The organism is Kribbella sp. NPDC023855 (genome assembly GCF_040639475.1).
GTDB lineage: Bacteria > Actinomycetota > Actinomycetes > Propionibacteriales > Kribbellaceae > Kribbella.
This window is the reverse complement of the sequence record NZ_JBFAAA010000015.1, coordinates 156,855-170,706: the sequence shown is the minus strand read 5'-3', so window position 1 is coordinate 170,706 and position 13,852 is coordinate 156,855. Positions and strand designations below refer to the sequence as shown.

Annotated in this window: 10 protein-coding genes; 3 read left to right on the top strand and 7 right to left on the bottom strand. The window is 68.9% G+C overall.

The genetic code is table 11. The features are described from left to right. Positions 1-877: 877 nt before the first annotated feature. Both AB0F51_RS35495 and AB0F51_RS35490 read right to left on the bottom strand, forming a co-directional pair. A complete protein-coding gene (locus AB0F51_RS35495) occupies positions 878-1,531 on the bottom strand; it encodes a hypothetical protein (protein ID WP_360287416.1) in 654 nt (217 codons plus the stop codon). A gap of 251 nt (positions 1,532-1,782) precedes the next feature. Then, complete coding sequence (locus AB0F51_RS35490) at positions 1,783-5,679, bottom strand: chromosome segregation ATPase (RefSeq protein WP_360287413.1); 3,897 nt, start codon at positions 5,677-5,679, stop codon at positions 1,783-1,785. Between the two features lie 382 nt (positions 5,680-6,061). Here AB0F51_RS35490 and AB0F51_RS35485 point away from each other — a divergent pair, with 382 nt between their 5' ends. Then, positions 6,062-7,051: a pectate lyase gene (locus tag AB0F51_RS35485; protein ID WP_360287411.1), complete on the top strand. Its 990-nt coding sequence runs from the start codon at positions 6,062-6,064 to the stop codon at positions 7,049-7,051. A gap of 294 nt (positions 7,052-7,345) precedes the next feature. Here AB0F51_RS35485 and AB0F51_RS35480 read toward each other — a convergent pair whose 3' ends face one another. From AB0F51_RS35480 to AB0F51_RS35460, 5 genes are all read right to left on the bottom strand, one after another. After that, positions 7,346-7,993, bottom strand: coding sequence for a hypothetical protein (locus tag AB0F51_RS35480; protein WP_360287409.1), 648 nt, complete (start codon positions 7,991-7,993; stop codon positions 7,346-7,348). After that, entirely contained in the window at positions 7,990-8,625 is a 636-nt protein-coding gene (locus AB0F51_RS35475) for a hypothetical protein (RefSeq protein ID WP_360287406.1), read from the bottom strand. Before AB0F51_RS35475 ends, AB0F51_RS35480 begins: the two co-directional genes overlap by 4 nt. Further along, positions 8,622-9,812 (bottom strand): hypothetical protein, encoded by a 1,191-nt coding sequence (locus AB0F51_RS35470; protein WP_360287404.1) that lies wholly within the window; start codon positions 9,810-9,812, stop codon positions 8,622-8,624. Before AB0F51_RS35470 ends, AB0F51_RS35475 begins: the two co-directional genes overlap by 4 nt. 127 nt (positions 9,813-9,939) lie before the next feature. After that, complete coding sequence (locus tag AB0F51_RS35465) at positions 9,940-10,764, bottom strand: ABC transporter permease (RefSeq protein ID WP_360287402.1); 825 nt, start codon at positions 10,762-10,764, stop codon at positions 9,940-9,942. Further along, complete coding sequence (locus AB0F51_RS35460; RefSeq protein WP_360287400.1) at positions 10,761-11,759, bottom strand: ATP-binding cassette domain-containing protein; 999 nt, start codon at positions 11,757-11,759, stop codon at positions 10,761-10,763. Before AB0F51_RS35460 ends, AB0F51_RS35465 begins: the two co-directional genes overlap by 4 nt. A gap of 221 nt (positions 11,760-11,980) precedes the next feature. On the opposite strand from AB0F51_RS35460, the gene AB0F51_RS35455 reads away from it, so the two are divergent. Then, complete coding sequence (locus AB0F51_RS35455; protein ID WP_360287398.1) at positions 11,981-12,787, top strand: TrmH family RNA methyltransferase; 807 nt, start codon at positions 11,981-11,983, stop codon at positions 12,785-12,787. A gap of 59 nt (positions 12,788-12,846) precedes the next feature. After that, complete coding sequence (locus tag AB0F51_RS35450; RefSeq protein WP_360287395.1) at positions 12,847-13,818, top strand: SGNH/GDSL hydrolase family protein; 972 nt, start codon at positions 12,847-12,849, stop codon at positions 13,816-13,818. The last annotated feature ends 34 nt before the right edge of the window (positions 13,819-13,852 follow it).

The following is a 13,852-nucleotide window of genomic DNA, read 5'->3' as shown; positions in this document are numbered from 1 at the left end:
CTGGAAGTTAAGCCCTTCAGCGCCGATGGTACTGCGACCGGGAGGTCGTGGGAGAGTAGGACGTCGCCGGACATTCACACTGTTAAGGGCCACCCCGTTCGGGGTGGCCCTTAACATTTCTCCCACCGGTTGCCAGGCGGCGAGACGGGCGACCACATCCCGTCCCAGGACGTTCGGTGGGCGGCGCCGGCAGTTGATTGCCGCCACGGGTCGGCTGGTGACGGCGATGAAGTCCGGCCGGACGGTGGCGACGGAGCTCAATGAATGGGACCTGACGGTCCGAGACCGCGCGGCTGGCCAAAGGCGGATTCCACGGGCACGCTGACGGCGGTTCCTTCAGGAACGTCGGCGCCCACGGGGCGAGCGGTCGCCGCAAAGGCAAGCCCACGGGCCGAGTGCCCACCTGCCGACGCGCTGGCCAACCGACGTGCTTGGCCAACCGACGTCCTTGGCCGATCGACGTGCTGGCGGGCCAGGGGTCGACCTATCGGCGTGCCGCCGCCCCTTCGCCTGCCCGCCTTCGCGCCTCCGCCCCGCCGCCTCGCGTTGCGTCCGCGCGACCGTGCCGGCGTGCCTCCGCCTCGCGTCCGCGCCTCCGTGCCTTCGCCCCGCCTTGCGTCCGCGCCTCCAGGCCGGCGTGCCGCCGCGCCTCCGCCTCCGTGCCGCCGCGCCTGCGCCTCGCCTCCGCGCGCCCGCGCCTCCGTGCCGTGCCGCCGCGCCGGCACCTGGCCTCCCCGCGTCAGCGCCTCCGTGCGCCGTGTCGACCTACCGGCGTACTGGTGTGTGGGCGTCTCGGCGGAGCGGAAGCCATGTGGTGTTAGCTTCCCCTGCAGCGGACAGTCCTGGTGTGTGCCGAAGTCCGGCGGCTGTTTCGCGCTTAGAGGTCTTCGGGGGAGATTCCTACTAGGGCTGCTGCTGCGCAGATGTGGATGGGGGTTAGGTCTGCGGGGGCTACGGGGGCCTGGAGGAGGGTGCCTCGTTCGAAGGGGGTGAGGGCGATGTCTATGCCGGGAGCGCCGGCGATCATGCCTCGGACGTAGGTGAGCCAGCCCATCATCGGGATGCCGCGGCGGAAGACGCCTGCGGCTGCGGCTAGTTCGGTGTCGGCGATGCTGGCCCATTCGGGTTCCCAGATCGTGACGACGGCGCGGAGTACCTGGGCGAAGCGCTCTGACTGGCTCAGGGCGTCCTCGTCGCTCCAGTGCAGGGTGAGCTGGTCCGAGACCGTGGTGAGGGTGCCGCCCATGGAGAGGTCGAACAGCCAGGGGAGTTCACCGGCGCTTTGCAGGTGCAGGCGGGTAGTGCTGGAACCGTTGGAGAGGACCTTGGTGGTCGCCTCGACCATCTCCTGCAGCGGCGTCGACGCGTCGGCCTCGAGCACGTGGAAGCCCCAGCGTTCGTCCTGCGTCCAGAGGTGCACCTCCGGGAACGCGACGGCGACCGCGGTCAGCGTGCGCCCGACGCGGAGAGCCCGGTGGTCGACCGATTCGTCGCGGTGAGCCCATTGGGCGCGCAGTAGCCAAGATGACATCTCACGCCCTCCGATCAGCTGCCGGCTGGACCTGTCCAACGGACGGTACGCCGACCGGTGAGTGGTTGACCAGAGCTACGCCTACTCCGTGTGAACAGATGGTGCGGGCCGGAACGCCCAGCTGCTGACACGTCACCGCTCCAGTGTGAAGCAGCCACAGGTCACCCCCGACCACCGGGGTCCCTTTTCCGCAACCTCCCACCGGAAACCGCTGCAACCCTCCCCTGCACCGTCCACCCCACCAACAGCACTCAGTACTCCGCTCCGTCCACCTCGCCACCAGCCCCATCATCGTCGCCGGCTCCGCTGTCTGCTCCGGTGCTACCGGTTGCGTGCCGGGCGTTGCTGCCCGAGGCAACGGCGGTCGTGCGGTCGGTGCCGCCGACCTCGCTGTCTGCGCCGCGGGTGCCGTGGGTTGTGCCCTCGGCGTCGCCGGCTCCGCTCCCGCCGGTGCTGTCGGTGCCGGTGCTACCGATTGCGTTCGGGGCGTTGTTGCCCGAGGCGACGGCGGTCGTGCGGTCGGCTTCGCTGACTGCGCTGTCCGCGCCCCCGGTGCTGTCTGCGGCGCCGGTGCCGTCGGTCGCGGTCTGGGCGGTGCTGCTCACTTCGCTGTCCGCAGCCGCGGTCGTGCCGTCGGCGTCGCTGACTCTGCTCCCGCCGGTGGCGTCCTGGCTGGTGCTGTCCGCGTCGGTGCTGGCGGTGGGGTTCTGGGAGGTGCTGCCAGAGGCGGCGGTTTTGCGGGTGGTTGCGGTGGGCTTGCTTTTTGTGGGGGCGGGAGTTGGCGCTGTGTCGCTGGGGTCTGGCTTGGTTGCCTTGGGGGAGCGGCGGCGGGACGTGGGCTTGGTGGGCGCTGGTGCGGCGGCGTCGGTGGGTGCCGGTACGGCGACGTCTGGGGACCCTGGTGCGGCTGGGGTGGTGGGAGCGGGTTCAGTCGTCGAGGTGCTGGACTCAGGCGCAGTGGTTGCGTTGGTGGGTGGCGGCGGTGCGTTGGTGGTGGCTGGCGTGGGTGGGTCGGGGTGGATGGAGTCCAGGGTGGCTGGGGGTAGGTCGAGGGTGGGGCGGGGGCCGCGGTAGGAGTCGAGCCAGGTTCGGAGGAGTTCTACGCGGTCGGCGTACTCCTCGTTGCCCTTCACCACGGGTGCCTGGTTGTAGGCCATCGTGTCGGAGGAGCGGCGGAGCTTCACGTAGAGGCGTGAGGAGGACAGTGCGTAGCGTTCCATGTCGTCCTGCAGGGCGCCGATCACTGTGATGTTCCGGTCGCGGCCGATCTGCTCGAACAATGCCACCGCTTCACGCCGGTGCTGGGACCCCAGGTTGCGCCCCAGCTCATCAAGGATCAGCAGCAGCGGCCGGTCGCTACCCCCAGCGAGAGCGGCGGCGCACACGAGCTTGACCGCTTTCTCGTCCATCTGCGCGGTGTTGCCCTTGACGTTGAACGCCGAGAACGGACCGCCCTCGGACCGTCGCCACTTCGGCGTGACCGTCCAGCGCCACGGCTTGTCCGGCTCGGCCGGCGGGTCGGGCTCCGGGTACTCGAGCTTGGCCCCGTACCCGCCGTATTGCTGGTCGAGCCGGTCGAACTCCGTCGACACCAGGCGCAGCCGCGCCTTGATGCCGTCGGCAAGCGATGCGCGGTGGGCGCGTGCCGTGCTTTCAGCCTCGCCGAGTCCTTCGCGGGCGCGTTCCAGAGCCGCATTGCGTTCAGCACGCTGGCTGGCGATCTGTTGTTGCTGCAGGCTGTCGAAGGTCTCGTGCTGCGCCAGGTGGCTCGCCAGCGTCCGCTGCAAAGCCGGTACCAGCGCCACGCGCGCCCCAAGCGTCCCGTTCGACCAGCCCTCGGGCCCGTTGAGGATCTCCCACAGCTCTGACGGGATCTCTTCCCGCGAGCGTGCGTTCGGGAAGCATCGGCGTACGACGTCGTCGAGTTGGGTGCAGGCCTGGTGGTTCCAGTCGGCCGTGGTCCGTCGCTGGGCGGCCTCATCCGGCAAGGCCACCAAGAACTCAGCGGCTTCCGCGCCGCTGCCGCCCCACGCAGTTGTCCTGGAGACGAGGTCGAGCGCGGCCTGCTCCTCCAGCAGGACCAGCCGGCGCTTGGCGAGCTCGTCGAGGATGCGGTCGTGATCGCGGCGGGTCGCCTCGAGGTTCTTCAACCGCTCGTCCCGGACGAGTTGCTGCCCGGCAGCTGCCTCGGCCGACTCCTTCGCCGCCTGCAACGCGGGCGCGAGCTTTTCGCGATCGGTCTCGTGCTGATCGTTGGCCTCGCGGAGAGCGAGGATCTGCTCCTGGACGTCGGCGGCCGTGCCGAGCGCGCGAGCGGCCGCAGTACGGCGCTCGGCCTGTTCGACCCGTGCGCGAGCTTGCTCAAGCGCAGCTGATGCGGCCGACCGCGCTTCGACGGCTGCGTCAAGTCGGCGGCGAGCGGCCTCGATCCGGGCGGTGCGACCGGTGATCGCCTCCTCGAACTGCCCGACGGCGACCACACCCGCCTGATCGTCGATGACCTCCTTGGCCGAGCGGGCGGCCAGCGCGGCAAAGAATCCATCCAGCTTGAAGCGCTTGTCCGCCGACGACGGACCGCCCTTGAAAGCAGCGGCACCGGGCCGATTCGCCAGCACCAGCAGGAAACCCGGATAGCCGGCATCGCTCAGCGCGGAGGTCGCGAGCGCGACATCGGCCGCGTCAACGACAACAGCCTCCCGGTACGGCGCCAGCCGCGGCTCCCACTCCGCACGGTCGGGCGAAGCGAGTTCGGTGATGTCCGTCAGCGCACCGCACTCGATGCCCGCGTTCGCGAGGACCTGTTGCTGCGGGGCCGAAACGGTCTGGCCACTCTCGGCCTCCCGCAACTCGGCGGAGGCCTGATCCACGAAAGCACGCGCCGCGTGATCCCGCCCGATGTGCTCTTCCAGTACTGCGCGGGCCTCCTCCTGCTCATCCGCAGCAGCGGCCAAATCGCGCCCGTCGGCCGAGCGACCCGCTTCGAGCAATCGCCGGTGCTCCTGGCCGAGCCGCTCGAGCTGCTCGCGGACCGAACGCTGGGCAAGATCCAGTTCGCGGTCCCGGGCGTCGAGCTTGTCGCGCTCCTGGCGGGTCAGCTGGACGTCGCGGAGCAGGTTCTCCTCGCTGCCGAACGCCTCGATCTCGGTGTCGATCGTCTCGCGGCGGGCCTCCTGCTCGGCCACCCGCTCGTCGAGAACCCCCAGCTCCTGGACGATCTCGCTGTTCCGCGCGTCGCCGTCGATCAGGTGCCGTGCGCAACGAGCTCGCCACGATTCGCGGGCCGCGGCAAGAGCTTCGCGGGCCGCAGCGCGCTGCAGGATGCCCGCCTCGACGGTGGCCATCTCCTGCTCCCAGCGCTGCAGGTCGGCAGCCGCCTGCTTGGTCGCCTCGCGCTGCGTGTGCTCGGCGGAACGGTGAGCCTGCTCCTGCTCGAGTTCGTGATCGAGTCCGGTCAGCGTGGCGATCGCGTTGAAGATGCGGGCCGGGCCGAGCTCGTTGAGCGGCTCGGCCAGAAGGTTGGCTGTCGGCGACGACCTGACGGAGGTCGACAGGAACGACACGCAACGGACCTGACCGCCGTACAGGACGGTCGAGAGCTTGTTGGCGTGGAAGTCGGTGCGGCCGTTGGAGTGGGGGAGGGCCGCCCACAACGCGTCGGCGCCGGCCGCGCGCTCGGCCTCGGTCGCGCCGTACGGGACGTGCAGGCCCTTCTTCCAGCGCAGATCCAGGTACGACGCCTTGCGGTTGATCCGGATCCAGACGGTGATCGCGGCCGCCTCGATCTCGGCCAGCTCGGTCAGGTCGGGGTCGGAGAAGACGCCGATGATGTAGCCGCGATCGACGTTCGACCAGGTGCCTTCCTGGCCGGCCGCCTCCGCGGTGAAGAGCAGTTCGGCCGCGCCCGGAGCACCGCTGGTCAGCCGCCACTGCTCGTCGGCGTGCAGGAGCGACAGTGCGGCGATCCATGACGACTTGCCGGCGCCGTTGGAGTCGACCGGGCCCTGGCCGGCGACGGTGACGAGGCCCTGGCTGACCATCGGGATCGGATGGGTCGACAGCCGGGACAGATCGACCACCTGGACACCGAGCAGCACCTTCGAACCGAGGATGTCGAACGGGCCGTCCTCGGTCGGGGTCGTGGTGCTCATGCCGTTCCTATCTGGTCTGCGTTCGGGGAGCTCGTCCGGGTGACTCCAGGTCCCCCGGCCGGAAGAACCGACCATATCCAGTCGGCGCGCGCTGGGCCGCATCGGCAGGCCCGGAGCGTTCCCGCGGCGTCCGGAAGGCAGCCGCCGAGCCTCGCCCGAGCCCAGAAAAGTTTCGGCAGCGCTCTGCAAAATCGAAGATTGTCGAATACGTAATCAGCTGCTCACGCACTGTTGACGCCGCTGTCACCCATGACTACCTTGCATTGCGAGGAAAGCGTTTTCCCCCGCGGATAGAGCGCTCTATCCAACCCTTCCATCCGCCAGTACTGCGCAACCCGGACGCGGGCCGCGCGGAACCTGGTACTCGTCCTGGAGGTTCCTCGTGTCATCTTCCGCCCCAACCTCAACCCCTCCGCGCCGCCGGCTCGGCCGTGCCGCCCTGGCTATGGCCGCCTCCGCGGCACTCGTCGCGGCCGGTAGCGTCGCCGTCGCGCCGGAGGCTTCCGCTTACACGTTCGCGCTCCAAGGCTGGGCCACCCAGGGTGGTGGTACGACCGGTGGCGGGAGCGCGTCGCCGGTCACCGTCACCACCCAGGCGGCCCTGATCAGCAACATGCAGGCCAGCGGTGCCCGGGTGATCCGCGTCTCCGGCACGATCGCGCTGCCCAGCGGCATGACCAAGGTCGCGTCCAACAAGACGATCATCGGCGTCGGCAGCGGCGCGACGATCACCACCGGCGGCATCAACGTCAGCCAGGTCAGCAACGTGATCATCCGCAACATCAACTTCCGGAACTGGAACGACGACGCGATCAACGTCCAGTACTCGACCCGGGTCTGGATCGATCACAACAACTTCAGCAACGGGTACGACGGCGCCGTCGACATCAAGCGCGCCTCGGACTACATCACCGTGTCGTGGAACCGGGTGTTCAGCCACGACAAGTCGTTCCTGCTCGGTCACTCCGACGACAACGGCGGTGAGGACCGGGGCAAGCTGCGGGTGACCTACCACCACAACTATTTCGACGGCTCCACCCAGCGCCACCCGCGGGTGCGCTTCGCCAACCCGGTGCACGTCTACAACAACTACTACCGCGCGACCAGCGGGTACGGCGTTGCTTCCACGGTCGGCGCGGGCGTGTTCGTCCAGCGCAACTACTTCGAGAGCGTCAGCAAGCCGGCGGTCGCTCAGACCGGCGACTCGTCCGAGGGCAATCTCAAGCTGGACGGCAACTACCTGGTCGGCTCCGGTACGCCGGTGTCGCGCAACCCGGGGAGCGTCGCGGCCATCCCCTACAGCTTCACCCTGGACGCGGCGGCCGACGTGAAGTCGATCGTCACGGCCAACGCAGGCACCGGCAAGATCTGAATCACGGACTCTGAGCTCGGTGGACGGGCACGCAAGTCACCGGTCGTGTGCCCGTCAAACTCAGTAGCCCTTGAGGTACTGCGTTGAGGTCGTGCCCGGCGAGGTCCCAGGCGAACCCTGTCACCCCGCCGGGCACGGCTGTCTCCCCGGAGCTGCACCCGAGGCTGCGCCGATTTCCGGGCCGTGCGGTTAAACGAGCTGCAGCCGAGGCTGCGCCGTCCCGGGCCGTGCGGTGAAACGAGCTGCAGCCGAGGCAGCGCGATTCCTGGGCCGTGCGGTGAAACGAACCGCAGTTCAGGTGGAGCTTGGGGATGGCTCGAGGCGGGCTCGGATTGCTTCGGCGATCGGGCTCGACGGTGCGGCCGCGAGGATCAGTTGGTCCTGGAGCCGGCGTCGTGCCGCCGGGGTGAGCCGCTGGAGTTGCGGACCGGGGATGTAGCTCGGACCGCCGGAATGATCGCCCGACAATTGAATCAGCCCGGCCGCGCGAAGTCGCTGCAGAGCAAGCCGGCGCTCTTCACCGCTGATCTTCGTGGTGCGCAGTTCGTCGACCGTCGTCGGCCGCGCGGACTTCCAGCTGTCGCCGGTGAGAATGCCTTCACTGCGGGGGATAGCCACCGAATGCACCAACACGAGCACCAGAACCGCGCGATCAACAACAGACAACGGCTGCCAGCCCTGCGCGGTAAGCGTCTCGGCAATGTCGTCGGCGTAACCCGCGGTCCAATGGGTCCCGTCGACATGCACCAACGTGCGCCCGATCAGCTTCAACATCTTCTGCACCTGGCGCCGCAAGGTAACGTCACGCAGCCCAGCCAGCTGTACTTCGGCCACCGGATGCGCGGCGTACTGCACCGCGCTGAAAGCAGCCAGCACTTCGTCCCGGCTCCGGTCACTCAGATCCTGCAACAGAGGATCAAACAACGCGTGCTGCTCGCTCACACGTCCTCCTCAGTCGCTGGAGACTCAGACTCAGAAGGCAGCGGCTCCGGCGCAACCTCAGGCGCCGGCGGAGCAGCCAGTACTGCGGGAGGCGGGTCGGGTAGGACTCGGCAGACCTCGCGTAGGCCGATTAGTTGCGATGGGCCCCACGTGATGACCCGGGGGCCGAGACGGACCTCGCCGGCCTTTTCGTTCCAGAGGAGCCAGCTGGTTGCGTGCAGGCGACGGAGGCTGCCGATGATCAGGGTGAGGTCGCTCGACTGTTCCGGGCGGCCGCGCAGACCGGCGTACACGGCTTTGATTTGGGTGAGCGTGCCAACGACGCCCGGCCAGGCTGAGCCGCTGCGATCCGGCCAGCAGCAGGCTACGCAGATCGCGAGCACTCGGGCCGTCTCGTTCGGCTGCTCAACCGCCACCGCCGACATCCCGAGCTCGTCGAGAACCCCGTGCCCCGCACCGTCCGGCAGCGTCGGCACCATCCAGATCGACGCGCCATCGGGCTCAGCCGCCCGAGTCATCCCCGAGACCGCAGGTGTATCCGGCGAGACCTGCAACGGCCCCGCGGACTGCACCTTCGCCCACCACAACGCGTTGTAGCTGCGTCCGCTCTCCACAACCTCCGGCGCGCTCATCGCGTCACCCGCCGGAACGAACCCTCGGTCGCCCACGGCGTCCCGGCCGACGGATCGACCCGCATCCCGTCACCCCAGACCAGTTCGTAGTCGAGCTCGTCATGCAGATGAGCGGCCGTCAGCTCGGCCAGCACCCGCCGCGCCGTCACCCAGTCGCCCGCGTCGTCGACCACCTCCACGATGCTGACGCTGTCTCGCCCGGCCAGGATGCGCTCGGCCTCCGCCCGAAGATCCTCGCGATCCGTCGCGGCAGCAGACTCGGGCGCGTCCGTCTCCGAAGAAGGCCGCGGCGGCGCCATCCGCGCAGTACCGGTGCGTCGTCCGGACTCGACCGCTTCCAGCATCCCCTCGGGCGAGAACTCCGGAGCGGCCGCGTCGAAGAGCAGCCCGTCCAAAACTCCAGCCAGTACGTCGATCTCGCTGCTCCGCGTGAACGTCAGCCAGGTCTCGATCGGCAGCAACCCCAGTGCCCGCGTCGTACCGGCTCGCTCGACCAGTCGGCCGGCCGCAAGCTGAACGGCATCGGCATACGCGGCCAGCGACATCCGCAGTTGCGTGCAGACCTGGTGCAGGGTCGGCCAGCGGTCGAGGACGATCCGGTGCACCTTCTCGGCTTGTTCGATCAGCCGCTCGTTGCCCCACGCGAGCTGGGCGTTCTCCCGCAGTTGTGCGGTGGTGCTGGTCGAGACCAGGATCGACAACTCGTTCCCCAGCAGCCGGAACACCTTGGTCAGCCGCTCGATCGACGCCTTGCCCTGCTCCTCGACGGCCCGCGGGTCGCTCACGCTGTGCGCCTCGAGCGTCAGCAGTTGGTGCAGCTCGGCCTGACCGCCCTGCACCGACATCCGCTTGAGGAACATCAACATCACGTACGGCGCGAAGGCGGCGCGGTGGCGCAACTCGTTCGGCCGGTCGACCAGCTTGGTGATCGCGCCGTACTGCCGGAGCACTTCGAAGCGCCGCACGATCACGTCATGCGGATAGCCACGGCAGGCGAGCGTGGCCTGCTCGACCGTCATCCCGTCGCTGCCGGCCTCGGCGAACGCGTCCAGGATCGCTTGGTCGACATCGAGCAGTTCGGGATCGACGATCATCGCGCCGGCCTCGCGGGCGAGCACGGCGAAGACCTGCCGGTAGACGCGCAGAACGGCCGCTTCGGCCTCCGCGTCCAGCAACGTCGCGTCCATCGCGCCTCTCCTCCCGTGGCCCGGCCGCCCCGAGGACGACCAGACAACGGACTTTATCGACGCGGCCCGACAGACCGAAACCCGCCCCGACCGGCCTGTGGACAAACAGGCCGGTCAAGGCACAGGGCTAGTCCCTGGAGCGGCGGCGGAAGGCTGCCAGGGCGAGCGGGGCGAACACGGCGGTGAAGACGATCGACCAGCCGATGGAGGCGATCACCGGGTGCCGGAGCGGCCATTGGGCGTCCGCGGACGGTGCCAGGCCGTTGCCCCACAGCTCGCGGCAGGCGGCAGTCAGCGCGGAGACCGGGTTCCACTCGGCGATGAACTGCAGCCAGCCGGGCATGTTCTGGGTCGGCGCGAACGTGTTCGCGACGAAGGTGAGCGGGAACATCACGGTGAACATGAAGCCGTTCACCGCCTCCACCGAGCGCATCAGCGACCCGACCCAGATCCCCAGCCAGATCATCGAGAAGCCGAACAGCAGCAGGAGCAGGTAGCCCAGGACGCCGTTGACCAGCCCGTCGCGGATCCGCCAGCCGATCAGCAGCCCGGTCAGGCTCATCACCACGATGCCGATGCCGGAGTGGATCAGGCTGGACAGACTCCGCCCGACGAGCACCGACGACCGCGAGATCGGCAGCGACTTCAGCCGGTCGACGATGCCCTTCTCCAGGTCGCTGGTGAGCCCGATGGCCACGATGGCGGAGGAGAAGATGATCGTCTGCGCCATGATTCCCGGCAGCAGGAACTCCCGGTACGACGTCCCCGGCACGCTGATCGAGCCGCCGAAGACGTAGGCGAACAGCAGCACGAACATCACCGGCTGCACCGTCACGTCGAGCAGCATCTCCGGCATCCGCCGGATGTGCAGCAGGTTGCGCCAGACGACGGTCATCGACTGTTGCAGCAGGGACCGCTGGTGGATCGGCGGCCTGGTCATCACGGCGGTCATCGAACGGTCTCCTGCTCGGTCAGCGCCTCAACGGTGTCGGTGTCGGTATCGGTCGACTCGGCGCGGTGGCCGGTCAGGTGCAGGAAGACGTCGTCGAGGCTCGGTCGTTGCAGGCCGAGGTCGTCGATGCCGATCCCGCTGTCGGCGAAGACGTTCGCGATCCGGGAGATGTCGCCCAGGCCGCTCGCCGGTGCGGTGAGCCGCCGGCTCGCCTCCTCGACGTGGACCTCCGGCGCGTGCTGCCGCAGCAGCTCGGCGGCGCGGGGCAGATCGACGGCCGCGGTCACCGTGACCATCACGCTGGCGCGGCCCGCCTGGTCCTTGAGCTGGGTCGGCGTTCCGGCCGCGATCACCTTGCCCTTGTCGATCACGATGATCTCGTCGGCCAGCTGGTCGGCCTCTTCCAGGTACTGCGTTGTCAGCAGCAAGGTGGTGCCGTCCTTGACCAGACCACGCAGCACCTCCCACAGGTCGGCCCGGCTACGCGGGTCGAGGCCGGTGGTCGGCTCGTCCAGGAACAGCACCGGCGGCGAGGCGACCAGACTGACCGCGAGGTCGAGCCGTCGCCGCATGCCGCCGGAGTACGTCTTCGCCACCCGGTCGGCGGCGTCGGTCAGCAGAAACCGCTCGAGCAGTTCGTCGGCCAGCTTGTGCAGGTACTTGGTCGGCAGACCGTAGAGCCTGCCGATCAGCCGGATGTTCTCCCGGCCGGTCAGCAGTTCGTCGATGGTGGCGGCCTGGCCGGTCAGGCCCATACTCCGCCGGACCGCCGCCGGTTCCTTGATCACGTCGTGGCCGGCCACCCGGCCGGTGCCGCTGGTGGGCACGCTGAGCGTTGTCAGCATCCGCACCGTGGTCGTCTTACCGGCGCCGTTGGGCCCGAGCAGGCCCAGCACCGTCCCTTCCGGAACGACAAAACTCACTCCGTCGACGGCACGGTTCGTGCCGAACACTTTCACCAGATCGATCGCTTCGACTGCGGGTCCGTTGGACATGCGGTCACCCTAAGGCGCCGCACCGACAAGTTCCCGGGCTTTTCGGCGAGCAGAAAACCTGATGCGGCGGGCGGCCGCAGTTCCTACCATCCGAAGCATGATGAGACTGCTCGGCTAGTGCGTCCTCAAACGCTCTAGCCGACCCCAGCAGCAGTACCGGTGCGGACGACCCAGGCGGTTGTCCCCGGGCTGCTTGCTGTTCTCATTCACCGGAGTCACCCATGGCACCGTCACGTCTCGATGCTCTGTCCATCGGCGCGCAGCACCCGCGAGTTCGCGAACTGCTCGCTGTCCGCAAGGATTCCGTCCCCGGCCGGATCCTGGTCGAAGGCAACTGGGAGCACGACCAGCTCCTCACCACGCCGACAACCATCGACACCTTGTACTACTGCCCAGAAGCAGCAGAAGACACCAGTACTGCGGAACGCGCCGCCGCCCGAGCCCGTGAGGTCTACCGGATCTCCCCGAAGCTCCTCGCCCGGGTCGCCCGGCGGAGCAGATCGGACGGCCTCGTCTCCATCGCCCGGCTTCCGGTCTGGCAGCCCCAGCAGTTCACGTTCACCGAGTTGTCCCTGGTCCTGGTCGCCGACGGGGTCGAGTACGCCGGAAACCTCGGCACCCTGATCCGCACAGTCGACGCAGCCCGCGCGGACTGCCTCGTCCTGACCAGCCGCCGAGCGAAGCTGTCGCATCCATCGGTCTACACGGCCAGTCGCGGCATGGTCCTCAGTACGCCGGTGCTCGAGTTCGACGACATCGCCACGGCGGCCGGGTGGCTCCGGCAGCATCGGTTCGCCGTCCACCTGGCCGACCCTGGTGCGACGGGGAGCTACCGCGTACCGGAGTACAGGGGAGGGCCGACGGCGTTCGTGGTCGGGTCGGAGGGGAACGGGCTTGACCGGCAGTGGCACGAGCAGGGGTTCGACGCTGTCTCGATTCCGATGCTGGGGCGGGCGGACTCGCTCAATGTCGCGTTGTCGGCCGGCATCCTGCTCTTCGAGGCCCGCGCCCGGAAGGAAGGGTGGTGACCGCGAGTCGGGATGGCTCGGCGAGAATGGGGCGGTTGCCGGGAGTCGGGAGTGGAGCTGTGGGGTTTGTGGCGGGCGAAGTGGTGGCGCCGGGAGATCCGCGGGTAGTGCTGGAAGGGCAGTGGGGACACCAGCCGGGCGTGGCGATCACGGTGAACTCCGGGTCGCGGATCTCCTTCACGTTCAACGGCACCGCGGTCCAGGTGTTGTTCGACGTCAGTGGGCTGACGACACCACCGCACCTGTGGGTCGGCGTCGACGAGGGTGAGCCCGAGTTGCACGTCGTCGAGAGTCCGGTGATCGAGTTGACCGCCGAGCGGGCCGGGCAGCACAAGGTCGAGATCGTGGTGAAGGACGTCAACGAACACGCGAATCGGTGGAACCCGCCGTTCGGGTGCGCGGTGGTGTTCGCCGGGCTGGTGCTCGACGCCGAGACGCGGTTGCGGTTGAGCGGCCGGCCGGGTGGTCCGCGGCTGGAGTTCTACGGCGACTCGATCACCCAGGGCGTTCGGGCGCTCAGTGCTCACCCCGAGTCGGAGGGGGCGGACGGCAGCAAGTCGTACGCCTACCTGACCGCGCGAGCGCTCGGGGCTTCGGCGTACCAGGTGGGGTTCGGCAGTCAGGGCGTTCTCAAGCCAGGGAACGGTGAGGTGCCGCCAGGGCCCGAGTCGTTCGGCTGGAACTTCGCCGGTTCGCCCGCCGAGCGGGTCGAGCAGCCCGACGTGGTCGTGCTCAACCTCGGGGTCAACGACCAGACGCTGACGGCCGCGCAGTACGGCGACTACCTCGCCCGGGTGCGGGCGGCGTACCAGGACAGCAAGATCGTTGCCTTGAGCCCGTTCAGTGGCAAGCACGCGAGCGAGATCGAGGCGGCGGTGAAGGCGGCGCGCGATCCGCGGATCCGGTACGTCAGCACCGACGGCTGGATCACCACGGACGACTGCACCGACGACGTCCACCCGACCGTCGACGGCCACGCCAAGATCGCCGCGCGGCTCACCGAGGAACTGAAGGCCGACCTGGGTGGCTGAGGTTGCCCCCGTCGGCGGGCGGGGGCACTCTGAG